The organism is Streptomyces sp. CB02009, assembly GCF_001905825.1.
Lineage (GTDB): Bacteria > Actinomycetota > Actinomycetes > Streptomycetales > Streptomycetaceae > Streptomyces.
On sequence record NZ_LIVV01000001.1, the window covers coordinates 458,042 to 481,840 of the forward strand.

The window sequence follows — 23,799 nt, forward strand, 5'->3', positions numbered from 1 at the left end:
CGGGCGGTCGCGCTTGCCTATGCAACGAGTTGCATAGAAGGATTCCGGGTGTGGCGATCGAACACGCGATTCTCGTGTCCCTCCTGGAGAAGCCCGGATCCGGCTACGAGCTGGCCCGGCGCTTCGAGCGGTCCATCGGGTACTTCTGGACCGCCAGTCATCAGCAGATCTACCGCGTGCTCAAGCGGATGGAGGGCGACGGCTGGGTCGACGTCCGGGACGTGCCGCAGCAGGGCCGTCCGGACAAGAAGGAGTACACCGTCGCGGACCTCGGGCAGGCCGTGCTGTCCAGCTGGATCCACGAGCCCATCGAACCCGAGAGCATCCGGCACGACCTCGCCGTGAAGATCAGGGGCGCGGCCTTCGACGACCCGGCCGCGCTGATCCACGAGGTCGAGCGGCACCGGCGCGCGCACACCGAGCGCCTCGCCCACTACCTCGCGGGCGAGCAGCGCGACTTCCCCGCACGGGACGAGGACGCGCCCGCCGCCTCGGGTCCGGCCGCCGTCTCGGATGGGCCCGATGCCTCCGGTCCGCCGGACGCCGGCCGGGAGCTCCAGCACGTCGTCCTGCGCGGAGGCATCGCGTACGAGCGGATGACGCTGGCCTGGCTCGACGACGTCCTCGCCACCCTCCGCCGGCTGGCCGCCGCGCGCGCTGAGACGCGCCCCTGACCGCCACGACCAGAGCGTCCTGCGCACCCCCTCGCACTCCACTCCACCGCACCCCACCGGACCGAAAGACGGAGCCCATGGCCGACCCGCTGCTGTTCAACCCGCACACCTACGACCCGGCGCACTTCGACCCCGAGACCCGGCGGCTGCTCCGCGCCACCGTCGACTGGTTCGAGGCGCGCGGCAAGCGCCGGATCATCGAGGACTACCGCACGCGGGCCTGGCTGGGCGACTTCCTCGCCTTCTCCGCCAAGGAGGGCCTGTTCGAGACCTTCCTGACGCCGTCCGCCGAGGCGGGGGCCGCGTCCGGGGCCGACGCCTCCGAGGGCGCGCGGGACAAGCGCTGGGACACCGCCCGCATCGCCGCCCTCAACGAGATCCTCGGCTTCTACGGGCTCGACTACTGGTACGCCTGGCAGGTCACCATCCTCGGCCTCGGCCCGGTCTGGCAGAGCGACAACGCCGCCGCCCGCGCCCGTGCCGCCGAACTCCTCGCCCAGGGCGAGGTGTTCGCCTTCGGACTCTCCGAGAAGAGCCACGGCGCCGACATCTACTCCACCGACATGCTCCTGGAGCCCGGGGCCGACGGAGGCTTCCGCGCCACCGGCTCCAAGTACTACATCGGCAACGGCAACGCCGCCGGACTCGTCTCCGTCTTCGGCCGCCGCACCGACGTCGAGGGCCCCGACGGCTACGTCTTCTTCGCCGCCGACAGCCGCCACCCGGCGTACCACCTCGTCAAGAACGTCGTCGACTCGTCGAAGTTCGTCAGCGAGTTCCGCCTGGAGGACTACCCGGTCGCAGCCGAGGACGTCCTGCACACCGGCCGCGCCGCCTTCGACGCCGCCCTCAACACCGTCAACGTCGGCAAGTTCAACCTGTGCACCGCCTCGATCGGCATCTGCGAGCACGCGATGTACGAGGCCGTCACCCACGCCCAGAACCGCATCCTCTACGGTCGCCCCGTCACCGCCTTCCCGCACGTGCGGCGCGAGCTGGCCGACGCGTACGTCCGCCTCGTCGGCATGAAGCTGTTCAGCGACCGCGCCGTCGACTACTTCCGCTCCGCCGGTCCCGACGACCGCCGCTACCTCCTCTTCAACCCGATGACGAAGATGAAGGTGACCACGGAGGGCGAGAAGGTCATCGACCTGATGTGGGACGTGATCGCCGCCAAGGGCTTCGAGAAGGACAACTACTTCGCCCAGGCGGCCGTCGAGATCCGCGGCCTGCCGAAGCTGGAGGGCACGGTCCACGTCAACCTGGCGCTGATCCTGAAGTTCATGCGCAACCACCTCCTCGCGCCGGCCGACTACGAGCCCGTGCCGACCCGGCTGGACGCGGCCGACGACACCTTCCTCTTCCGGCAGGGACCGGCCCGCGGCCTGGGCTCCGTCCGCTTCCACGACTGGCGCCCGGCGTACGACGCGTACGCCGCCCTGCCGAACGTCGCCCGCTTCCGCGAACAGGCCGACGCCCTCTGCGAGTTCGTCCTCACCGCCGCGCCGGACGAGGAGCAGAGCCGCGACCTCGACCTCCTCCTCGCCGTCGGCCAGCTCTTCGCGCTGGTCGTGCACGGCCAGCTGGTCCTGGAGCAGGCCCGTCTGACGGAACTCGACGAGGACGTCCTCGACGAGCTGTTCGCCGTGCTCGTACGGGACTTCTCCGCCCACGCGATCGAGCTGCACGGCAAGGACTCCGCCACCGGCCAGCAGCAGGCGTGGGCGCTGGGCGCCGTCCGGCGCCCGGTCGTCGACGAGGCCCGCTCGGCCCGGGTCTGGCAGCGCGTCGAGGCGCTGTCCGGCACGTACGAGATGGCACCGTAAGGTCCCGCCGGAGGGGGCCGGGGCGCGCGAGCCCCGGCCCCGCTCCCCGCACGGCCCGACGCCCATCAGGGGACCGGGTGTGTCACGCTCCGTGAAGAGGTCATCGCGGTACGCGTGAGGGGGGACGGGAGCGGAAAACGGAGGTGAACTGCAGGTCAGAGCCCTGATATATTCATCTTGTCGCTGCGGGTGATCATCACTCACCGCGACGCACACCTTGTCCGGGTGGCGGAATGGCAGACGCGCTAGCTTGAGGTGCTAGTGCCCTTTATCGGGCGTGGGGGTTCAAGTCCCCCCTCGGACACGACGATTCGTCGTACGAAGTGGTGGTCGGGAGCGCTCCCGACCACCACTTCGCCGTTTCCGGCGCGGTCCGGTGCGATGAGGTCCAGCTCAGCCCGGTCAGCCCGGTCCGGTCCAGCCTGGTCCAGCCCCGTCCGGTCCGCGCCGCAGGTCACATCAGCAGCGAGCCCGGGTCCCTCACCAGCGGCGCCGTTCCCACCGAGTTGCTCACGTTGAAGGTCACGCTGCCCGCGCGGTAGCGGTCCTCGGTCCATTCGATCGGGCGGCCGTCCGGGTTGCTGGTCAGGTGCCGCTGGCGCAGCAGCGGGCTTCCGCGGCGGACCCTGAGCAGCCGGGCGTCGTCACTGCCGGCGGGAACGGCGTCGATGAGGTGCTCGCCGTAGTGCGCCACGATGCCGGCCTCCGCCGCCATGCTGTCCATGATCGAGGCGCAGTCGGCGGGCAGCGCCTCGACCGTCGGCGCGACCCAGCCCGCGTAGGCCGTGCGTTCCACCATGACGGGTTCGCCGTCCAGGAGGCGCAGGCGCAGGACGTCCAGGACCCCGGCCCCCTCCGGCAGCGCGAGCCGGCGCGCCTCCTCCGGGGTGGCCGTACGGCGTCTCCGGTGGAGGAAGCGGCTGGTCGCCTGGTAGCCCATGGCCCGCGCCCACTGCGCGAAGCTGTGGAGCTCGGCGAAGCTGTGCCGGCGCTCCCGGCGCAGGACGATGCGGCGGGCCCCCTGGCGTGAGCCGATGAGCCCCTCGGAGGTGAGCAGGGCGACGGCCTGGCGTACGGTGCCGCGCGACGCCGCCCAGCGGGTGGCGAGGTCGCTCTCGGAGGGCAGGCGGGCGCCGACGGGGTACTCGCCGCTGAGGATCGAGCGGCGGAGTCCCTCCGCGATCTCCACGTAGAGCGCCGTCACGGCATCCCCCTTCTCGCTCGCGTGTGGCGGTGTGCCCCTGCGGGTCACCGCGTACGGCTGTGCGCAGCTGGTCACCGTGTGTGCGCTGCGGGGGTCAGCGTAACCCGACCGGACGGTCCCGCGTTGAGTTCCCAAGTAGGTCCAAGTGCACTGCATTCACCTGGCGTTCACCGCACCCGGCTCTTCCGGGAGGCGCCCGGATCCGGTCATGTTCCGTTCATGTCTCGGACAGGATGCACGGGCGAACTAAGGGCGGCTTGTTCAGACAAGTTCCTTCACTCGCCTCTGGGAGAACCCGTGCGCAGAACCCCCTTCCGCGGTGCCGCCGTGCTGCTCGGCGCCGCCGTCCTGACCACCGTCACCGCCTGTGGCGCCGCACCTGAGGGCGCGGCCGGAGCCGACGGCGACGGTGCCAAGGCGGCCACCGCGGCGTCGGCCAAGGACTTCGGCGGCATGGACGCCCTCGTCAAGGCGGCCAAGCAGGAAGGCGCCCTGCACGTCATCGCTCTCCCGCCGGACTGGGCCAACTACGGCGAACTGATCAAGACCTTCGAGACCACGTACGGCATCAAGATCGAGAGCGAGAACCCGGACGCCGCGAGCGCCGACGAGATCGCCGCCGTCAAGTCCCGCAAGGGCCAGAAGCGCGCCCCCGACGTCCTCGACCTCGGCATCGCCTTCGCCCGCAGCGGCGCCGACGAGGGCCTGTTCGCCCCGTACAAGGTCGAGGCCTGGGACAAGATCCCCGCCGCCCAGAAGGACGAGGCCGGCCGCTGGTACAACGACTACGGCGGCTACGTCTCCATCGGCTGCGACGCCAAGCGCATCCCGAACTGCCCGAAGACCTTCGCCGACCTGCTCAAGCCGGAGTACAAGGGCAAGGTCGCCCTCAACGGCAACCCGACCAAGTCCGGCTCCGCCTTCGGCGGCGTGTACGCGGCGGCCCTCGCCAACAAGGGCTCCTTCGCCGACATCCAGCCCGGCATCGACTTCTTCGGCACGCTGAAGAAGAGCGGCAACTTCATCCCCGTCGAGTCCACCCCGGCCACGGTCGAGAAGGGCGAGACGCCCATCAGCATCGACTGGGACTACCTGAACGCCGGCTACGCCGACCAGTTCAAGGACAAGGGCGTCGACTGGCAGGTCGCCGTGCCCACCGACGGCGTCTACGCCCAGTTCTACTCGCAGGCCATCAACAAGGACGCCCCGCACCCCGCCGCCGCCCGCCTGTGGATGGAGTACCTCTACAGCGCCGAGGGCCAGAACCTCTGGCTCAAGGGCTACGCCCGCCCGGTGCTGCTCCCGGCCATGACCGCCGACGGCACCGCCGACAAGGCCTTCGTCGCCAAGCTGCCCGCCGTCACCGGCACCCCCGCCTTCCCGGCCTCCGCCGAACTCGACAAGGCCAAGGCCACCCTCGCCGAGAAGTGGGACAAGGCCGTCTCCTGATGACCTCCGCCTCCTCCACCCCCACCGGGGGAACCGCCGGCGGCACCCGCCGCCGGCGGCGCGGCCCGCGCACCTGGCTCGCCGCCCTTCCCCTCATCGCCTTCACCGGGCTGTGCTTCGGCCTCCCGCTCGGCGCCCTCCTGTACGGCGCCGTCACCCGCACCGACCCCGGCACCGGCGCCACCTCCCTGACCGGCGAGCACCTCGGCCGCTCCCTCCAGGGCCCCTACCTGGGCTCCCTCGTCGGCAGCGTCCAGCTCTCCGCCCTCACCGCGCTCATCGCCTCCGTCCTCGGCGTCCTCATCGCCCAGGCCGTCGTCACCTCCCGCTCCCAGGCGCTGCGCAACGCCGTACTGACCGCCTCAGGAGTGCTCGCCAACTTCGGCGGCGTACCCCTCGCGTTCGCGTTCATCGCGACCCTCGGCATCTCCGGCGTCGTCACCCAGCTCGCCGACCTGAGCGCCCTCGGCTGGAACCTGTACTCGTTCACCGGCCTCACCGTGGTCTACCTGTACTTCCTCATCCCGCTCATGGTCCTGGTGATCCTCCCCGCGCTCGACGGGCTGCGCCCCCAGTGGCGCGAGGCCGCGCAGAACGCGGGCGCGGGCAGCCGCCAGTACTGGCGTCACGTCGGCGTCCCCGTCCTCGCCCCGTCCCTGCTCGGCGGGTTCGTGCTGCTCTTCGGCAGCGCCTTCGCCGCGCACGCCACCGCGGCGGCGCTCGTCGGCGGCTCCGTCCCCCTGGTCACCCTCAAGATCGCCGACGCCCTCTCCGGGAACGTCCTCGTCGGCCAGGAGAACGTCGCCCTCGCCCTCGGCCTCGACATGATCCTCATCGCCGGGGCCGTCATGGCCGTCTACCTCCCCCTCCAGCGCAGGAGCGCCCGATGGCTGCGATGACCCCCACCGCCCGGGAGACCGCGCCGAAGCCCGGCACGGACGACGCGGACCCGACCCCGCAGGCCGCCCCCACCCGGAGCCGGACCCGGCGCCGGCCCCGCGTCTGGCGCGGAGTCGTCCTCGGCCTCGGCGGCGCGTACTTCCTCGTCCCGCTGATCGCCTCGTTCGTCTTCACCGTGCACACGCCCGGCCAGGGAGTCTCCTTCGAGGCGTACACCGCGCTGCTCGCCGCCGACGGCTTCACCGAGAGCCTGCTGCTCTCCCTGGGCCTGGCCGCCGCGACGATCGCCCTCGCGCTGCTGCTCGCCGTACCCGCCCTGGTGGCCGTACGGATCGGGGCGCCCCGGCTGCGGCCGGTCGTCGAGGTGATGTGCATGCTGCCGCTCGTGGTGCCACCCATCGCGCTCGTCACCGGCATCAGCACCGTGCTGCGCTGGGGCCCCGACCACCTCTCGCGGACCCCGCTCTACCAGACCTTCCTCGCCGTGCAGAACGAGAGCTTCCCGTTCGTCCTGGTCCTCGCGTACACGGTGATGGCCCTGCCGTTCGTGTACCGGTCCCTCGACGCCGGACTGCGGGCCTTCGACGTCCCCACCCTCGTCGAGGCCGCGCGCAACTGCGGGGCGGGCTGGCCGTACGTGATGTTCCGCGTCATCCTGCCCAACCTGCGGTCCTCCCTCGCGGGCGCCGCGTTCCTCACCCTGGCCCTGGTCCTCGGCGAGTTCACCATCGCCTCGCTGCTCGGCTTCCGGCCCTTCGCGGTGTGGATCGTGTCCATCTCCGGCGCCCACGCCCGGATGTCGGTGGCCGTGTCGCTGCTCAGCCTCGTCATCACCTGGGTCCTGCTGCTCGCCCTCTCCCGGGCGGGAACGGCGCCGGCCGGCGCACCCGGCGCCGCGAACCCCGCGCGCAGGGCACGCAGTTCCCGCACGCCGTCCCGCACCTCACCCAAGGAGTCCTGACCCATGTCCTCGTCCACAGCAACAGCGGAGCGGACCGAGCCGGTCGCGGTCGGCGGGGCGCGCGTCGAATTCCGGGGCCTGCGACGCACGTTCGGCAGCACCACCGCCCTCGACGGGCTCGACCTGACCGTCGAGCCCGGCGAACTCCTCGCCCTGCTCGGCCCGTCCGGCTGCGGCAAGACCACCGCGCTCCGCGTCCTCGCCGGATTCGAGCGGCCCGACGCGGGCGAAGTCCTCGTCGACGGCGCCGACATCACCCAGGTCCCTGCCAACCGCCGTGACGCGGGCATGGTGTTCCAGTCGTACAGCCTCTTCCCCAACCTCACGGCCGCCGACAACGTCGCCTTCGGTCTGCGCGTCCGGAAGGTCAAGGCGCCCGAACGGCGCGCCAGGGCCGCCGAACTCCTCGACCTCGTCGGCCTGCCCCAGCACGCCGACCGCTACCCGCACCAGATGTCGGGCGGCCAGCAGCAGCGCGTGGCACTCGCCCGGGCGCTCGCCCTGCGCCCCCGTGTCCTCCTCCTCGACGAGCCGCTGTCCGCGCTCGACGCCAAGGTCAGGCTCAGCCTGCGCGAGGAGATCCGCCGCCTCCAGCTCTCCCTCGGCATCACCACGGTCTTCGTCACCCACGACCAGGAGGAGGCGCTGTCCATGGCGGACCGCGTCGCCGTCCTCAACGCCGGCAGGCTGGAGCAGTGCGCCGCCCCGGCCGAGCTCTACCGCCGCCCGGCGACCCCCTTCGTCGCCGAGTTCGTCGGCACCATGAACCGGCTCCCGGGCGTCCTCACCGACTCCGGCCAGGTCGAGGTCGCGGGCACCCGGCTGCCCGTCGACGGCGAGGCCCCGAAGCTCCGCGAGGTCGACGTCCTGGTACGCCCCGAGAACGTCACCGTGGCCGAGGCCGCCGACGGCGACGCGACCGTCGTCTCCACCTCCTTCCTCGGCTCCGTCACCCGCGTTCATCTCGACCACGCCGGTACGCGCGTCAAGGCGGACCTCTCCTCCCGCGAGGCCACCGGGCTCACCCCCGGCGCGCGCGTCACCCTCGGCCTCGCCCCGCACCCCGCGCTCGTCGCGCCGAGGGCGGAGCGGTGACCGAACTCGCCGCCGTCCTCTTCGACATGGACGGCACCCTGGTCGACACCGAGGTCCTGTGGTGGGAGGCCACGGCGGAGATCGCCGCCCGCATCGGACACCGGCTGACGGACGCGGACGCCCCCGAGGTCGTCGGACGCGCCGTCGGGGACACCGCCGCCCACCTCGTCCGCGTGACGGGGGAACCGGACGCGGACGGCGTGGCGGCGGACCTCACCGCCGCCTTCCAGGAACGGGTCGACCGGGGCGCTCCGCTGCGCCCCGGAGCGGACCGGCTGCTGGCCGAACTCACCGCGGAGGGAGTGCCGTTCGCCCTGGTCAGCGCCTCGCCGCGGTCCGTGGTGGACTCAGTGGTCGGGGGCGCGCTCGCGCACGTCCCCTTCGCGTTCACCCTCTCGGCGGACGACACCGTACGGACGAAGCCGCACCCCGACCCGTACCGCGCGGCCGCCCGCCGGTTCGGCGTACCGGACGCGGCGTGCGTGGCCGTCGAGGACTCGCCGGACGGGGCGGCCTCGGCCGACGCGGCGGGCTGCACGGTCCTCGTCGTCCCGTCCATGCTGCCGGTCCCGGCCCGACCGGGGCGGATCTTCGCGGAGACCCTGGAGCAGGTGTCGGTCGCGGGCCTGCGCCGCTACGTGGCGGGTGGCGGCGAGGGCCGGGCGGCGGGGGACGGGTGAGGCGGCCCGGCGCACGAGGGGCCCGGCGCACGAGGCGGCGGCGCACAGGGGCCCATTGCCCCCCACGGCGCGGGTGCGCCCCGGTCGAGGCCCGAGCCGCCCGGGGGTCTCCCGCGGCCGAGGCCTCAGTCGCGCTCGCGCTCGCGCAGGTACGCGTCGAGCGCGGCGGCCCCGGCCATCAGCGACCGGCCCCGCGCGGACAGCCGGTCGCGCCAGTCGCCGAGCGCGGCCTCCAGCGGCGCGAGACCGCCGGCCGCCCGCACCTGGGTGATCAGCGGGGCGATCTGCTCCAGCAGGTGGCCGCCGCGCCTGAGTTGGTGGACGAGGCGCACGTCCCGTACATCGGCCTCGTCGTAGACGCGGTAGCCGGTGAGCGGATCGCGGCGCGGGCGCACCAGCCCTGCGCGCTCCCAGGAGCGCAGCGTCGCGGGCCGGATGCCGAGTCGCTCCGCGAGGGGCCCGATGAAGAGGGCGGCGCCCGGCACGACGGGCGCGCCGCCGGGCCCCGTCGCGGACCCGGTCCCGGTCGCGGCGGTCGCGGCGGGGGGCTCCAGGTCCCGGAGGGCGTTCTCCACGGCGCGGAGGGTCCGCCGGTCGTCGAGGAGCAGGGCATGGCTCTCGTCGACGAGGCGGAACGCCTCCTCGGCCGCGTCCTCGTTCACCGCGCGCATGATCGCCGTCGCCGTCCGGTGCCCGTGGCCGGGCAGCAGGGCGAGGAAGGCGCGGAGCGCGGCCACGTGCAATGCGGTGTAGGCGCGGTATCCGGAGGGCGTGCGGGCGGCGGGCGGAAGGGCGCCGGCCTCCTCGTAGTTCCGGATCGCCTGCGTGGACAGACCGTGCTCGCGCGCCAGGTCGACAGGTCGAAGCCGTCCGCTGCTTTGAGGGTTGCGTCCCATGATGCCGCCGATATCGCGTGAAAGTCTCAACCGAGTGTTCAACGATACCGTTGAAGCCATGGCTACCGACATCAAGGACGTCACCCACGCCGTCGAAGCGGCCGCTGTCATGGGCCTCGTCCGGGGAAGGCCGAGGCTGCTCGCCCTGGGCGAGCCCACGCACGGCGAGGACGCGCTGCTCGACGTACGCAACGAACTGTTCCGGCAACTCGTCGAGCAGGAGGGCTACCGCACGATCACGATCGAGAGCGACTGCCTGCGGGGCCTGCTCGTGGACGCCTACGTCACCACCGGCGCCGGCACGCTCGACGAGGCCATGGGGAAGGGGTTCAGCCACGGCTGGGGCGCGTCGGCCGCCAACCGCGAACTCGTCCGCTGGATGCGCGCCTTCAACGACGGCCGCCCGGCGGGCGACCGGGTCCGCTTCGCGGGCTTCGACGGCCCGCTGGAGATCACCGGCGCCGAGAGCCCCAGGGAGGCCCTCACCGCACTCCGCGGCTACCTCTCCGCCCGGGTGGACGCGGACCTCCTCGACGCCACCTGCGACGCGTCGACGCTCGACCGCCTGCTCGGCCCCGACGACCGGTGGACGCACCCCGACGCGATGACGGACCCGTCCCGGTCCGCGGGGCGGTCGGCCGAAGCCACGGAGCTGCGCCTGCTCGCCGACGACCTGGTGGCGCTCCTCGACACGCAGCGGCCGCACCTGATCGCGACGAGCTCCCGGGACGACTGGGACCGGGCACGCCTGTACGGCCGCACCGCCACCGGCCTGCTCCGCTACCATTACTGGACGGCTGACACCTCGCCGCAGCGCATGACGCGGCTGGTGAGCCTGCGGGACCGGATGATGGCCGACAACCTCCTCGCTCTCGCGGGTGCCGACACCGACGCCGCCGCCGTCGGGGCCGCCGGCCCGGAACCCCTCGCCGATCGTGCCCCGGTCCTGGTCCACGCCCACAACGGCCATCTCCAGCGGAGCCTGAGCACGATGCGGATGGGCGGCCGGCCGGTCGAGTGGTGGAGCGCGGGCGCGATCGTCAGCGCCCGACTCGGCGCGCGGTACGCCTTCCTGGCGACGGCACTGGGCACGATCCGGCACCGGGGAGTGGACGCGCCGCCGCGGGACACCGTCGAAGGACTCCTGTACGCGGGACAGGAGGAGTGCTCGGTCGTCGACGCCCGCGGTCTGGCCGCCTCCTTCGGCGACGTCCCGCCCGCGCCGCGGGTGTCCCCGTGGTTCGGCTACGCGCCGCTCGACCCGGCGCACCTGGCCGACATCGAGGGCCTCGTGTTCGTGAAGGACGTCCGCGAGGCCGGGGGCGTTTAATCGGTGGTGCCCGGCGGATCGGCCCGCATAGGCTGATCCCGCGACCGCGCCCCCGATGCGCTCGGCTGCGGCTACTTCTTCCGAAACCAAGTGACGCCGCCGCCATCCCTGATCCCGGTGGGCGCGGCCGCCTCGGCCCCGGTCGACCTGTCCCGCGGCCGTCCGTTCCTTTCCTCTGGATCCGGGGGGATTCACTGCCTCGCTACACCCGACGCGTCTCGAAGGTCTGGTCCGAGATGCTCGTGGCCCCGCACGTCTCGGCGGCCGCCCGCGCGATGCCCCAGCCGGTCTGGGCCCATCACCCGCCCGCCCCACGGCAGTTCCTCACGCACGAGGGCGGACCCGCCTTCGTACGGGAGCCCCGGGACGAGCTCTTCCTGCTGGCCGTCGGCAACTTCGTCGCCCAGCGGACCTTCTACGAGAGCGGCACGGAACGCGACGAACGGTACGTCCGGCTCGTCCGCCGACTCGCCGTCGAGGACCCCGCGTGGACGGCCGGCCTGCTCCGCTGGCTGCGGAGCGAGGGCCACCTGCGCACGGCGTCCCTGGTCGGCGCCGCCGCGTACGTACGGGCCCGGCTCGACGAGCGGGTCTCCCACGGTCCCTCCAACCGGTCCGTGATCGACTCGGTGCTGCAACGAGCCGACGAACCGGGGGAGTTGCTCGCCCACTGGATCTCGGCGTACGGGCGGAACGTGCCGCAGCCCGTGAAGCGGGGCGTCGCCGACGCCGTACGCAGGCTGTACTCGTCGCGGTCCCTCCTGAAGTACGACACCGCGTCCCACGCCTTCCGCTTCGGCGACGTGCTCAACCTGGTGCACGCCACCCCGGACCCGGAGAAGCCGTGGCAGGGCGCGCTGTTCCGGTACGCCCTGGACCGCCGGCACCACCCGGAGAAGGCGGTTCCGCCGCCGTCCGACACCGTGCTGACGGCGCACCGGGCCCTCATGGACGTCCCCGTGGACGAGCGGCGGGCCGTGGTGACCGGGCCGGGAGGCAGCGAACGGCTGGCCGCGGCCGGCATGACCTGGGAGGCTCTGGCGGGCTGGCTCCACGGGCCGTTGGACGCCGCCGTGTGGGAGGCCGTCATCCCCGCGATGGGCCCGATGGCGCTCCTGCGCAACCTGCGGAACTTCGACGCCGCGACGATCTCGGCAGAGGCGGCGGGCAGGGTCGCGGCCAGGATCTCGGACGCCGACGAGGTCGCCAGGTCACGGCAGTTCCCCCTGCGCTATCTGGCCGCGCGCACACACGCGCCGGAGGAGCACTGGGCGCCCGCCCTGGAAGAGGCACTGGGCCACTCCCTGGCCAACGTACCGGCGCTGCCCGGCCGGACGCTGATCCTGGTGGACCGGTCGGACTCCATGTTCTGGGACACCGTCTCGGAACGCTCCGTCCTGACCAGGGCCGACGCGGCGGCCGTCTTCGGCTGCGCGCTGGCCCTGCGGGCCGAACAGGCCGACCTGGTGGAGTTCGGCTGGTCCACCAAGGAAGTCCCTTTCACGTCCGGCGAACCCGTGCTCGACGTGCAGAAGCGCTTCCACCGGCTCGGCGGCACCCACACCGTGAAGGCCCTGCGGGAACGCTACCGTGAGCACGACCGCGTGGTCATCGTCACCGACGAACAGGCCGCTCCGTACCACCCCGGGGGCCCATCCGAACCGGTCCCGGCGGAGATCCCCGTCTACACCTGGAACCTCGCGGGCTACCACCCCGCCCACGCCCCCACGGGCCCCCACCGCCACACCTTCGGCGGCCTGACGGACGCGGCCTTCCGCATGATCCCGCTCATCGAGTCCGGCCTCCGGGCGAGGTGGCCCTGGACGCCCCACGAGGAGACGGGCCGACCGCGGACGCCCGGAGGCCGACTCCCGGAAGAAACCCGCTAGCCGACCAGGCGGCGGCGCCAGTCCAGCGGGGTGAGGGTGATGGCCCGGTCCGGGCTCCCGTCCCACTCGGTGGGGAGCCCGGTCGCCTTCAACGCGGCGACCACCTCGTGGCCGACGGCCGTCGTCGTCTCGGACGAGCCGTCGAAGCCGCCGTACAGGAGCATCAGCCCCTGGCCCGCGGCGGCGGAGTCCGTGCACTGGGTGTGGAAGTAGACGAAGCCGCGGGCGTCGGGACCGCCCTCGCCGCCGATCTCCGACTCGCCGCAGGTGCGGCAGCAGGTGAAGTTCTCCCGGGCCGTGATCCCGGACTCCCGCAGGGCCTCGAACGCGCGGGTCAGGCGCTCGGGGTCCGTCTCGCCACGCCAGCTCGACTGCTCCTCGACCCGCTCCAGCCACATCCGGTCGACCAGCGCCCCTGCCTGCTCGCGCGAGACGGGGCGACGGTCCCCGCTGACCAGGTACTCCTCCGCGATCTCGGTCAGTTCGGCGCGGGAGGCGTAGCCGCCCGCCAGCATCTCCCGGACGCGCCGCTCCAACTCCTCGCTCTCGCGCGCGTCGAGGTCGAGCGGCGGCACCTCGCGGGCGGGGCCCATGTCCAGCAGCGCCCAGTCGAGGCCCGCGTCCCAGCCGGCATCCTGGCGCGCCCACCCGGTCAGCGCCGCGACCACGGTCCCCGGCCCGTCTGCCGTCACCTGGAAGTGGCGGGTGGCGGCGCCGTCCCGGTGCTCCAGGGTGTAGTCGCCGCCCTTCTCGTGCCAGACCTGGGCGAAGGCGTCGGGCAGGTCCGGAATCCGCTGGACGACGAGGAACCGGTCCCCTTCGTCGCCGATGCGCCGGACGAGTCCGGCCAGCTCCTCCGCGGACACGCGGACGTGCCGCTCCCCGTTCTCCGTCTTCACCACGATCTCGAGCATGGGGAGACTCTGTCAGACGCGTCTGACACTCCCTCCGGCCCGGGGCCCGGGCGTCCCGACGCCCCACCCCCTAGCCTGGAGGCATGGCAGTGGTGCGGAGCGGTGGCGTCGACGTGGCCTATACGCGGACGGGGCACGGGCCCGTCCTGCTGCTCGCCCACGGGGCGGGGAGCGACGGGCGGATGTGGCAGCCGCAGGTCGAAGCGCTCGCCGACGAGTTCACGGTGGTGGCCTGGGACGAGCCGGGCGCCGGACGCTCCGGAGCGCTGCCGGCGGGCTTCGGGCTCGAGGACTTCGCGCGCGCCCTCGCCGCCGTCATCGAGGACGTGGGGCTCGGGCCCGCGCACGTCGCGGGGTTGTCCTGGGGCGGGACGGTGGTCCTGGAGCTGTACCGGTGGCGGCCCGACCTCGTGCGCTCGCTGCTGATGGTGGACACGTACGCCGGGTGGAAGGGTTCGCTGCCGCCCGAGGAGGTCGAGGCGCGGGTCGAAGGGGCCCGGCGGATGTTCGCTGCCCCTCGGGAGGAGTTCGACCCGACGCTGCCGGGGCTCTTCGCCGCCGGCCCGCCGGAGCGCTTCACGGTGGTGCTCGACGCCATGAACCGGGACGTCCGGCCGGAGTCCATGGCCGCGCAGCTGTCCCTGATGGCCGAGGCCGACGAGACGGACCTGCTGCCCCGCATCTCGGTCCCGACCCTGCTGCTGTGGGGCGAGGAGGACGCCCGCTCACCCCTGGACGTCGCGTACGCCTTCCAGGACGCCATCCCGCACGCCGAGCTCGTGGTGATCCCCGCCGTGGGCCACATGAGCAACCTGGAGGCGCCGGAGGCCTTCACGGCAGCGGTGCGCGCCTTCATCCGCGCGCAGACCTAGGGGGTGTCTTGCGTCAGGCCGGGCTCGCGGGGTCTGGCCTGATCGACAAGAGACCCCCTGGCCGTCGGCCCACCCGCTCGCCCCCGCGCTTTCGACGGTCCGTCGGTCCGATCCGTCACACCGGTCCCTCGCGCGCCTCCCGCAGCCCCAGAACGTACGCCGCCGTCAGCGCCACCCCGCGGTCCTCGTCGTGCGACAGCGTCTCCAGTGCCCGATCCGCCGTGCTCCCCGGGATGTCCGCCAGCGCCTGCGCCAGCCGGCGGCGCGCCGGCGCGTCGACCGTGTCGCGCGCCAGGCGGGCGACGAGGCCGGTGGCGATCCGGTCCGCCTGACCGGGGCGGCTCGCCAGCGCGCTCAGCGCGTCCGCCGCGTCCACGTCGTTCGCCTCCTCCACGACCATGTCGAGGAGTGTCGGGACCGCCTCGGCCGCTCCGCGTGCCCCCAGCGCGAGCGCCGCGTGCCTGCGGACGGCGACGTCGGTGTCCGCCAGCGCCCCGCGCAGGAGCGCCGTCGCGTCGTCGCCCGTGATCTCGGCGACGGCCCGCACGGCGCGCTCCCGCACCTCGGCAGCCGGTGAGCGCAGTCCCTCTTCCAACAGGGCGATCGAACCGTCGTCGCCCGACCGCGTCAGAGCCCAGCGCAGGGCCCCGGCGACGATCGGGTCCGTCTCGCCCAGGGCCGCCTCGACCAGCGCCTCCACCGGTACGGGGACCTCCTCGACCGAGGACAGGGCCGCGCGCTGCCGCCTGCCCGCGCTCTCCGAGCCCAGCGCGTGCAGGAGCGCCACGATCTGCAGGACCTCCTCCCATCCCGCGGGTTCGGCGGCGCCGATCCGGCGGAGCCGTGTGAGCAGGGCCGTCTCGGCCGCGATGCGTTCCCGTGTCCCGCGGATGAGGTCCTCGACGAGCCGGGTCGGCGCGAAGCCGGGATCGTCCAGCGCGCTCGCCACCTCGCGCAGCGAGAGCCCCAGGGACCTCAGGCTCTCGATGTGGAAGATCCGCCGGATGTCGTCGCCGGAGTACTCCCGGTAGCCGGACCCGGTACGGCCCGTCGGCCGCACCAGGCCCAGCGACTCGTAGTGCCGGAGCATGCGGGCGCTGACCCCGGACCGCCTCGCCACCTCGCCGATCAGCACGCGCCGGCCCCTGACCGTCCGGACACCGCGCCGTTCACCGCGCGCCGGCCCCCGGAACGCCGTGGCACCTCACCGGTCCGCATGCGTCACTGTCCCTCCTGGCCGGTCGTTCCGAGGACGGCGACACGCTTCGCCTCTTCGATGGAGAACTCGAATCCGGCATCCGGGTCGCGCAGCAGCCGTTCCGTGGCGATCGCGTGCCGGCGCGCGGCGGGAGTGCCCTGCGCCCGCGCGGCGCCCAGTGTCGGCAGGATCACCTCGCCGAGAGCGGTCAGCGCCCGGCTGAGGCTCAACTGCGTCTCCCGTCCGCCACGCCCGAGCTGTGTCCCCAGCCCCTCCGCGAGCTCGGCCGCCTGCTCCTCTGGCACCAGCACGACCGCCGCCCGCCACGCGCTCCGCGCCACCTCGTCGTCGGCGTCGGACAGCAGCTCCCGGGTGATCGCCGGCCAGGCGCTCCGGTCACCGATCTTGGACAGCGTGTGCAGCGCCTGACTCCGCGCCTGCGCCCGCTCCGAGCGGAGCTCGCCGAGGAGTCCCGGGAGCGTGCGGGACGGGTCGTGCCGGGTGAGGGCCCAGGTGAGCATCTCGCGCACGGAGAAGTCGGGCTCGATCGCGCACCGCTCGACGAGCTTGTCGACGAACCGCGGGTCCGGGGCCGTACCGACCGCCAGCGCCGCCCGCAGCCGTACCGACGAGCTGCCGTCCTCCAGGCCCTGGAGAGCGCGGGTCGTGTCCTTGTCGTGGGTCGTCATGGTCATCGGGACCACCTCCTTGCCCGGCAGTCAAGACCTTGTCATCGTGTCAAGGTCAAGCCCGACGCCACGCCGGTGGCGGTGACGTGGCCCCTACCGCCCTGCGACGGCCACCGCCGCCGCGTACGACGGCGCGACCCGTACGTCGGCGAGCGACCAGCCCTCCAGGGCGGCCGGCTCGGCGCCCATGCCCATGTACGTGCGGTCGAGGCCCCCGGACAGGCCTTCTCCCGTGCCCTTGAGGTACGCCTCCTTCCGCGCCCAGCACTGCGCGAACGCGGCCGGCCGCTCCTCCGCGGGCAGCCGGGCGAACTCCTCCCGCTCCCGGGGGTGCAGGCTGTCGGCCACGAGCGCCGATACCTCGGCCTCGGGGTGCGCCTCGACGTCCACGCCGACGGGCGTGGTGGCGATGCCGACCAGCGCCAGGTCCCCGCTGTGGGAGAGCGAGAAGTGGAACCCGGCGTCCCGCACCGCGGGCCGGCCGTGCGGGCCTCCGCAGACCGGGCAGTCCTCGCGGACGAACGCGACCTCGTCCGCCCGTATCCCCAGGTAGCGCCCGAGGAGACGCCGGAGCCCGCCGTGCGCGGCGAGGTACCGCGCCCGGTGGTCCGCCCGTATCAGGCTCTTCCACCGACGGTGTTCCTCGGCGTCCAGGAGAGCGGGCGCACCGGGGTCCTCCGCCATGGGCAGCAGCCAGAGCGCCACCGTTCCGTCGGTGACGGGCAGCAGGGCCGACTCCGGCGTGTTGCCGGCGCGCAACACCCGTACGGGGGTGATCTCCATGGTCATGCCACCATTCTGCACCGGTCGCGCGGGGGGCGTCCGGGCGCCCGGCCCGGCCTGGTCAGCGGGTGGCAGCGCCGAACCACCTCGGCAGGTGGGCGAGCAGCTCCCGCTGGTCGTCGCCGACCCAGGCCACGTGGCCGTCCGGTCGCAACAGGACGGCGGGCACGTCCAGTTCTGCGCCGGTGTCGACGACCTGGTCGACCCGGTCCGCCCACCCCTCGACGGAGAGCAGGCCGGTCCGGTCGAGGAGCAGTCCGCGGCCCTCGTGCATCCGGTCGTAGAGGCGGCCTTCCTTCAGCTTGAGGTCGCGCATCCGCCGGCCCACGGGTTCGGCGCCCCCGCCGAAGTCGTAGCGCACCGAGATGGCGGTGATCTTCTCGATGAGGTACCGGTTGACGTCGTCGAACTCCACGAGTTCCGCGAGCAGTCGGCGCACCGCCCGGGCGCCCGGGTCGGTCGACATCAGCTGGATCTGCGCGCGGGTGTTGTCCAGGACGTCGGTGGCCACCGGGTGGCGTTCGGCGTGGTAGCTGTCGAGGAGGCCCTCGGGCGCCCAGCCGGCGACCGCGGCGGCCAGCTTCCAGCCCAGGTTGAAGGCGTCCTGGATACCGAGGTTGAGCCCCTGGCCGCCGGTGGGCGGGTGGATGTGCGCCGCGTCGCCCGCGAGGAACACCCGGTCGACCCGGTACCGCTCGGCCTGCCGGGTCGCGTCGCCGAAGCGGGACAGCCAACGCGGCGCGTGCGCGCCGAAGTCCGTTCCGGCGACCGCGCGCAGCTGCGTCTTGAACTCGTCGAGCGTCGGCGCGGTCGAACGGTCCTCGGCCACCCCCTCGGCGGGCACGATGACCCGGTACACCCCGTCGCCCAGGGGCATGGCTCCGAACCGCAGCTGGGTCTTGCGGACCTCGGTCATCACCGCCGTCAACTCCTCCTGCGCGACGGTCAGTTCCATCTCGCCCAGCAGCGTCTCCACCCGGGAGGGCTCGCCGGGGAACGCGACGCCGAGCAGCTTGCGCACCGCGCTGCGACCGCCGTCGCAGCCGACGACGTACCGCGCGCGGAGCTGCTCGCCGTCGGCCAGCCCGACGGTGACGCCGTCCTCGTCCTGGCTCAGGCCGACCACTTCGCGGCCGCGGCGGATCTCGGCGCCGGCCTCGGTGGCGTGCTCGGTCAGCAGCCGCTCGGTGACCTGCTGCGGAATGGCGAGCACGTACGAGTGGGCCGTGTCCAGGCGTTCGGGCCAGGCCTTGGCGAGCCCGGCGAAGAAGCCGCCGGCCGTGATCTGCTGCCCGGCTTCGAGGAACCGGTCGAGCAGGCCGCGCTGGGCCATCACCTCGATGCTCCGTACGTGCAGACCCTGGGCGCGCGACTGCCGGGTCGGCTCCGCCTCCTTGTCCAGCACGAGCACGTGGACGCCGTGCAGCCGCAGCTCGGACGCCAGCATCAAGCCGGTCGGACCGCTGCCCACCACGATCACGTCAAACATGAGAACCGCCCCGTTTCGATTGGTTGCGTCCAGCCGGCCGCCGGTCGTGGGGTGTCTGCCCCGCACGAGCGCGACGATCTTGCGAAGGAGTCGATTTCCGCAGGTCACCGGCTACGGCTGGAGATTCTGCACCACGACGGGGGCCTTGCCGCAAGGCCCCCTGTGCGCTATACCTTGAGAGTGGCGAGGAGAGGATTCATCTCCTTGCCCTTCTTTTTGGCCTCGCTCGCTCTCCCGCCTCCGCCGTCAGGCGGTGGGCAGCGGCTCGCCCGTCTCCAGGAGGGTCTTGAGGCTCGCCACGACGGCCGGCCAGCCCTCGCTGCACATGCCGTGCACCGTGCCGGCGGCGTCGAAGTCATGGGTGACGGTCAGCTTGACCAGGTCGCCCTGCGGCTCGATGTCGAAGGTGACCGTCGAGCGGCGCTCGGCGGCGATCTCGGCGCGGACGTCCTCGCCGATGCCGACGGCCTCGGCCCACTCCTCGGTGAACGTGTGCCAGGTGTACGACAGCCGGCGGTACGGGTCCGAGACGAGGACGACCTGCTCCGGGTCGGTGATGGTGGCCCCGCCCTGCTTCCAGACGAGGGACGAGCCCTTGGTCCAGTCGCTCTCGAAGGCGACGCCCCAGTAGCGCTCGGTGAAGACCGGATCGGTCAGGGCCCGCCAGAGCTGCTCGGGGGTGGTGCGGATGTAGGTCGTGTACAGGAACGTCCTGGTGTCCATGGGGGGTTGCTCCAGAGTCCTCTTGAGGTCGGCGAGGGCGTCCACCCGGCCGCGGTCGAACCGGTGGATCCACCGCTCGGCGATGGCGTTGATCGGGGCGGCGTTCAGGTAGTGCAGCTTCTCGCGGCCCCGCCGCACCGTGGTGACCAGCTCGGCGGCCTCCAGTACGGCGAGGTGCTTGCTGACCGACTGCCGGGCCATGCCGAGGCCCGCGCAGAGGTCGCGCAGGGTCATTCCGTTCTGGTCGCGGAGCCGGTCGAGCAGCTTCCGGCGGCTCGGATCGGCCAGGGCTTTGAACACGCTGTCCATGGCTTGCCACTCCCTGTCATGCAGCCCAGCGGCTGCATTTCACGATAGGCAGCCACTCGGCTGCTCGTCAAACGAAGCGCCCCCGCCGGGCCCCGCCGACCGGCCAGTTGTCCGGGATCACTCGCGTGTTACTGGTTGGTAGGGCATGCTGGCGGCCAACCATCCACACGGCCGGGGGCTGAGGTAGCGGTGACGACTTTCGAGGAACGGGCCACGGTGCACGCCTTCCGGGACGACGCGCTGGGCGAGCACGACGCCGTCGGACTCGCCGCGGCGCTACGGCGCGGCGAGGTCGGCGCGGCCGAGGTCGCACGGGACGCGGCCGAGCGCGTCCGGGACGTCGAGGACCGGCTCCACGCGGTCCAGGTCCACATCGACGCCCCCGCGTACGCAGCGGGAACGGGCCACGGCGCCTTCGCCGGGGTGCCGACCTTCGTCAAGGACAACACCGACTACCTGGGCCTGCCCACCGGTCACGGCAGCGCGGCCTTCACCCCGCGCGTCGCCCGGCGCCACGCGCCCTTCGCCCGCCAGCTCCTGAGCAGCGGCGTCACGGTCCTCGGCAAGACCCGGCTGCCCGAGTTCGGATTCAGCCCCGCCACGGAGTACGAGGCCGCCGAACCGGTCCGCAACCCGTGGAACACCGGCTTCTCGGCGGGCGGTTCGTCGGGCGGCAGCGCGGCGCTCGTCGCCGCCGGGGCGGTGCCGATCGCCCACGCCAACGACGGCGGCGGATCGATCCGAATTCCCGCCGCCTGCTGCGGGCTCGTCGGCCTCAAGCCGACCCGCGGCCGGGTCGTGACGAACGCCCAGAGCCGCCAACTGCCCCTGGACATCGTCTCCGACGGCATCGTGAGCCGTTCGGTACGGGACACGGCCGCGTTCCTCGCCGCCGCCGAGACCCACTGGCGCAACCCGAAGCTGCCGCCCCTCGGACTGGTCGAGGGGCCCTCCGGGCGACGCCTGCGCATCGGGTTCCTGGTCGACTCGCCGAACGGCGTCCACGCCGACACCGCGACCAGGACCGCCGTCATGGACACCGCCGCGACCCTCGAACGGCTCGGCCACACCGTGGAGCCGGTGGAGCTGCACCTCGACCCCCGCTTCACCGACGACTTCCTCACCTACTGGGGCATGCTGTCGTTCCTCCTCGGCGTCACGGGCCGGACCCTCGGCCCGGACTTCGACCGGCACCGGATGGACGGCCTCAGCCGGGGACTGCGCGAGGAGTACCTGAAGAACTGGCGGCGCACCCCGGGCGTGCTGCGGAGGCTGAAGCGGACCAAGGAGGCGTACGCGGCGGCGTTCCGCGGACTGGACCTCGTCCTCACGCCCGTGCTCGCGCACACCACGCCGCGGATCGGCCACCTCAGCCCGACCGTGCCGTACGCCGAGCTGGTCGAGCGGATCCTCGCGTACGTCGCCTTCACACCGGTCAACAACGTCGTCGGGACACCGTCGATCTCGGTCCCCGCCACCGGTGCGACGGAGGACGGGCTGCCCGTCGGCGTCATGTTCTCGGGCCGCCCCGGCAGCGAACGGACGCTGCTCGACGTGGCCTACACCCTGGAGGCGGACCGCCCGTTCCGGCGCATCCAGGACGTCTGACAGGCGGGTGGCCCACGGCGCCGGGCGGCTGCGCGGCGAGGAGGCGGGCAGCCGCCAGGGGTAGCGGGCGCGGGGAACGCGCCGATCAGCCGCCGGGGGACGCGGGCACGAGGTGCGCGCCGATCAGCCTCCCTCTCCTCCGAGCGCGCGCTGCAGCTGCGCCTTGTTCATCTTCGAACGGCCTTCGATGTTGCGGCGCTTGGCCTCCTCGTAGAGCTGGTCGTACGTGCGCCCCCGGGCGCCGCTGTGGGAGCGCCGGCCGCCGCGTTCACCGGACGACATGTCCTCCAGGGACAGCCGGCTCGCCGTCCTGGACTCGCCGTGCCGCGCCCGCTCCTTGTTCACGGTGCGGGCGGCGATCTCCTCGGCGCGCTTCTCGCTCTCGCCGCGCCGCTCCGCGCTCTCCTTGATGTGCTCGTACTGCCGTTCCCGCTTCGGGCTGGATCCGCGAGGCATGGCGTGCTCCTCTCCTGGTGCGCCGGAACAGTTCTCCGATGCGGCTACCCGCCGTCCCGGCCCGCACTCCCGTCACTGCCTCCCTGCGCGGTGTACCGGCCGCGGGCCCACAGCGGCAGGGCGAACCAGCACAGCAGGTACCAGGCCAGGACCCCGCCCACGAGCCATGCGACGACCGCGCCGTCGGTGGCCACACGGAGGATGAGGACGAGCGCGCTCGTGAGGGTGGCCAGCAGGAGCAGGATCCCGACGAAGGTCAGCCGGGACGCCCACACGACCGTCTCGGGTTTGATCCGCCGGCCCGCCACGAGGCGGTGGAAGGAGACCGGGCCGATCAGCGCGCCCGTGGCCAGCGAGCCGAGGACCACCGTCAGGACGTAGATCCCCTTGTCGGTCGAGCCGAGGCTCTCGTACCGGGAGGTGAAGACGACCGTCAGGAGGAAGCCGAGGAGGATCTGGACCCCGGTCTGCACCACCCGGATCTCCTGCATGAGGTCCTGCCACTGACGGTCGGCGCGCTCCTCCGCGGTCTCCTGGCGACCGCGCGCGGTCTCCCCGTCTCCGCGCGTGCCCTCCGGCCGTCCTCCGCCGCGTCCCCACCCGGTCTCGTGGTCAGTCATCCGTCCCACCTTCCGGTTCCGGTGGCCCGTGCGGGACGGGGGCCGTACTCCGCGTCCTCCCGCCCCGGTCCGGTCGTGGCAACGCCACCGTGGCACTTCCTCGCATCACACGCATACCCGGTCGGGAGCGGGGCAGACGGACGGGAGCGAGTGATCCACGCGGCCGGAGGACTTCCGCTGGCCGTGCCGGGAGCCCCCGGCGTATCGTCGGCCTCAGCTCGGAAGTGTGCGCCGACGGGAACCGGAGTGCCGGATGCCAAGGGATGCGACAGCGTCGGGTGACGCCGGGCTCATCGGCCCCCGTCTGACGGCCGTGGTGCGGTGGCACGGTGACACGGCCGTCGTCACGGTGGCCGGGGAGCTCGACCGCGACACCCAGGAGCCCCTGCGGGCGGCCCTGACCGAGGCCCTGGACCGGCGCCCCGAACGGATCGTCGTGGACTGCGGACGACTGACGTTCTGCGACTCGACCGGACTCAACCTGCTGCTGACCACGAGGCTGGAGGCGCTGGAGGACGGCGGCCGGTTCGAGCTGGCCGCGCTGCGCCCGCCCGTCGCCCGGGTCTTCGACGTCACCGGCGTCGTGGCGCTCTTCACGGTGTACGACGAGCTGCCCGCCGAACTGGTCGGGGAGGAGCATTCGTGAACGAGGCACGGCGCCGGGCACGGTGGAGGCGGGGATGAGCGAACCGGTCCAATCCAGGGGACAGACCCGACGGCTCGTCCTGCGAAGCGGCCAGTCGGTGGTCGCGCGGTGCCGTGACTTCTGCCGTGTCGCGCTCAGCGACTGGGACTGGCCCGGCCCGCCGGAGGGCGACGGGCTCACCCAGGAGGAGCGTGAGCTGGCGGTCGAGGACGTGCTCCTGGTCGTGTCCGAAGCCGTGACCAACGCCTGCCTGCACGCCGGCGGCCCCACGGAGCTGGTGATCCGGCTGGCCCCGTCCGTTCCCACCGCGCCCGTCGAGCCGGCGGGCGGCGGCGGGGAGAGCGGCGGACCGCCGCCCCGTACGACCGGCGGTGCGGCCGGTGACCTGCGGATCGAGGTGAGTGACCGGAGCAGCCGGATTCCGGAGTTCCGGCCGCGGGGAGCACCGGGGCAGCCCGGGGGCAACGGTCTGCGCGTGATCGACCGGCTCGCGCGCGCCTGGGGGGCCGTCCCCGGGGAGACGGGCAAGTCCTTCTGGATGGAGGTGGCGGCCCCGCTCCCGGGCGGCGGCCCGTGACGTTCCATCGC

General features: G+C 73.1%; 23 protein-coding genes and 1 tRNA gene. 14 read left to right on the forward strand and 10 right to left on the reverse strand.

All coding sequences use genetic code 11. The features are described 5' to 3' along the window. Positions 1–50: 50 nt before the first annotated feature. From AMK27_RS02035 to AMK27_RS02045, 3 genes are all read left to right on the forward strand, one after another. A complete protein-coding gene (locus tag AMK27_RS02035) occupies positions 51–674 on the forward strand; it encodes a PadR family transcriptional regulator (RefSeq protein ID WP_073902283.1) in 624 nt (207 codons plus the stop codon). A gap of 77 nt (positions 675–751) precedes the next feature. Beyond that, positions 752–2,500 (forward strand): acyl-CoA dehydrogenase family protein, encoded by a 1,749-nt coding sequence (locus AMK27_RS02040; RefSeq protein WP_073902284.1) that lies wholly within the window; start codon positions 752–754, stop codon positions 2,498–2,500. Between the two features lie 219 nt (positions 2,501–2,719). After that, a tRNA-Leu gene (locus AMK27_RS02045) sits at positions 2,720–2,804 on the forward strand. Positions 2,805–2,954: 150 nt separating this feature from the next. Here the strand turns inward: AMK27_RS02045 and AMK27_RS02050 are convergent. Then, the gene (locus AMK27_RS02050) at positions 2,955–3,704 is read right to left on the reverse strand and encodes a GntR family transcriptional regulator (RefSeq protein ID WP_073902285.1); all 750 of its coding nucleotides are present in this window, start codon (positions 3,702–3,704) and stop codon (positions 2,955–2,957) included. 330 nt (positions 3,705–4,034) lie between these two features. Here AMK27_RS02050 and AMK27_RS02055 point away from each other — a divergent pair, with 330 nt between their 5' ends. From AMK27_RS02055 to AMK27_RS02075, 5 genes are read left to right on the forward strand one after another with little or no spacing between them, the layout of a single operon-like run. Next, complete coding sequence (locus tag AMK27_RS02055; RefSeq protein ID WP_241847356.1) at positions 4,035–5,153, forward strand: ABC transporter substrate-binding protein; 1,119 nt, start codon at positions 4,035–4,037, stop codon at positions 5,151–5,153. Continuing rightward, entirely contained in the window at positions 5,153–6,052 is a 900-nt protein-coding gene (locus AMK27_RS02060; RefSeq protein ID WP_073902287.1) for an ABC transporter permease, read from the forward strand. Before AMK27_RS02055 ends, AMK27_RS02060 begins: the two co-directional genes overlap by 1 nt. After that, the gene (locus AMK27_RS02065) at positions 6,040–7,014 is read left to right on the forward strand and encodes an ABC transporter permease subunit (RefSeq protein ID WP_073902288.1); all 975 of its coding nucleotides are present in this window, start codon (positions 6,040–6,042) and stop codon (positions 7,012–7,014) included. Before AMK27_RS02060 ends, AMK27_RS02065 begins: the two co-directional genes overlap by 13 nt. 3 nt (positions 7,015–7,017) lie before the next feature. Beyond that, positions 7,018–8,109: an ABC transporter ATP-binding protein gene (locus AMK27_RS02070; RefSeq protein ID WP_073902289.1), complete on the forward strand. Its 1,092-nt coding sequence runs from the start codon at positions 7,018–7,020 to the stop codon at positions 8,107–8,109. Then, positions 8,106–8,789, forward strand: coding sequence for an HAD family hydrolase (locus tag AMK27_RS02075; RefSeq protein ID WP_274535730.1), 684 nt, complete (start codon positions 8,106–8,108; stop codon positions 8,787–8,789). Before AMK27_RS02070 ends, AMK27_RS02075 begins: the two co-directional genes overlap by 4 nt. A 125-nt stretch (positions 8,790–8,914) precedes the next feature. On the opposite strand, the gene AMK27_RS02080 is transcribed toward AMK27_RS02075, so the two are convergent. After that, positions 8,915–9,685: a TioE family transcriptional regulator gene (locus AMK27_RS02080; RefSeq protein WP_073902290.1), complete on the reverse strand. Its 771-nt coding sequence runs from the start codon at positions 9,683–9,685 to the stop codon at positions 8,915–8,917. 58 nt (positions 9,686–9,743) lie between these two features. Between AMK27_RS02080 and AMK27_RS02085 the strand changes: the two genes are divergently transcribed. Both AMK27_RS02085 and AMK27_RS02090 read left to right on the forward strand, forming a co-directional pair. Continuing rightward, positions 9,744–11,015 (forward strand): erythromycin esterase family protein, encoded by a 1,272-nt coding sequence (locus AMK27_RS02085; RefSeq protein ID WP_073902291.1) that lies wholly within the window; start codon positions 9,744–9,746, stop codon positions 11,013–11,015. A 236-nt stretch (positions 11,016–11,251) separates the two neighbouring features. Beyond that, a complete protein-coding gene (locus AMK27_RS02090; RefSeq protein ID WP_073902292.1) occupies positions 11,252–12,904 on the forward strand; it encodes a TROVE domain-containing protein in 1,653 nt (550 codons plus the stop codon). Here the strand turns inward: AMK27_RS02090 and AMK27_RS02095 are convergent. Beyond that, a complete protein-coding gene (locus tag AMK27_RS02095) occupies positions 12,901–13,818 on the reverse strand; it encodes a DUF6891 domain-containing protein (protein ID WP_073902293.1) in 918 nt (305 codons plus the stop codon). The genes AMK27_RS02090 and AMK27_RS02095 overlap by 4 nt on opposite strands. An 83-nt stretch (positions 13,819–13,901) precedes the next feature. Here AMK27_RS02095 and AMK27_RS02100 point away from each other — a divergent pair, with 83 nt between their 5' ends. Beyond that, on the forward strand, positions 13,902–14,690 hold the full coding sequence (locus AMK27_RS02100) for an alpha/beta fold hydrolase (protein ID WP_073902294.1): 789 nt from the start codon (positions 13,902–13,904) through the stop codon (positions 14,688–14,690). A 115-nt stretch (positions 14,691–14,805) separates the two neighbouring features. Here the strand turns inward: AMK27_RS02100 and AMK27_RS02105 are convergent, their stop codons facing one another. The 5 genes from AMK27_RS02105 to AMK27_RS02125 form a co-directional block, all read right to left on the reverse strand. Then, complete coding sequence (locus tag AMK27_RS02105) at positions 14,806–15,825, reverse strand: HEAT repeat domain-containing protein (RefSeq protein WP_073902295.1); 1,020 nt, start codon at positions 15,823–15,825, stop codon at positions 14,806–14,808. An 86-nt stretch (positions 15,826–15,911) separates the two neighbouring features. After that, complete coding sequence (locus AMK27_RS02110) at positions 15,912–16,583, reverse strand: HEAT repeat domain-containing protein (protein ID WP_073902296.1); 672 nt, start codon at positions 16,581–16,583, stop codon at positions 15,912–15,914. Positions 16,584–16,670: 87 nt separating this feature from the next. Further along, positions 16,671–17,366 carry a 4'-phosphopantetheinyl transferase family protein gene (locus tag AMK27_RS02115; RefSeq protein WP_073902297.1) on the reverse strand — a complete coding sequence of 232 codons (696 nt, stop codon included), beginning with the start codon at positions 17,364–17,366 and terminating at the stop codon, positions 16,671–16,673. A 55-nt stretch (positions 17,367–17,421) separates the two neighbouring features. Further along, complete coding sequence (rox, locus tag AMK27_RS02120) at positions 17,422–18,882, reverse strand: rifampin monooxygenase (protein WP_338014290.1); 1,461 nt, start codon at positions 18,880–18,882, stop codon at positions 17,422–17,424. A gap of 213 nt (positions 18,883–19,095) precedes the next feature. After that, entirely contained in the window at positions 19,096–19,881 is a 786-nt protein-coding gene (locus AMK27_RS02125) for an ArsR/SmtB family transcription factor (RefSeq protein WP_073902299.1), read from the reverse strand. Positions 19,882–20,070: 189 nt separating this feature from the next. Between AMK27_RS02125 and AMK27_RS02130 the strand changes: the two genes are divergently transcribed. Then, positions 20,071–21,489 carry an amidase gene (locus AMK27_RS02130; protein WP_073902300.1) on the forward strand — a complete coding sequence of 473 codons (1,419 nt, stop codon included), beginning with the start codon at positions 20,071–20,073 and terminating at the stop codon, positions 21,487–21,489. A gap of 123 nt (positions 21,490–21,612) precedes the next feature. Here AMK27_RS02130 and AMK27_RS02135 read toward each other — a convergent pair whose 3' ends face one another. Beyond that, entirely contained in the window at positions 21,613–21,945 is a 333-nt protein-coding gene (locus AMK27_RS02135) for a plasmid stabilization protein (protein WP_073902301.1), read from the reverse strand. Between the two features lie 44 nt (positions 21,946–21,989). After that, on the reverse strand, positions 21,990–22,565 hold the full coding sequence (locus tag AMK27_RS02140; protein WP_073902302.1) for a DUF6328 family protein: 576 nt from the start codon (positions 22,563–22,565) through the stop codon (positions 21,990–21,992). A 253-nt stretch (positions 22,566–22,818) separates the two neighbouring features. Between AMK27_RS02140 and AMK27_RS02145 the strand changes: the two genes are divergently transcribed. Then, positions 22,819–23,211: an STAS domain-containing protein gene (locus tag AMK27_RS02145; RefSeq protein ID WP_073902303.1), complete on the forward strand. Its 393-nt coding sequence runs from the start codon at positions 22,819–22,821 to the stop codon at positions 23,209–23,211. Positions 23,212–23,245: 34 nt separating this feature from the next. Next, entirely contained in the window at positions 23,246–23,788 is a 543-nt protein-coding gene (locus AMK27_RS02150) for an ATP-binding protein (protein WP_198955782.1), read from the forward strand. Positions 23,789–23,799: the final 11 nt, after the last annotated feature.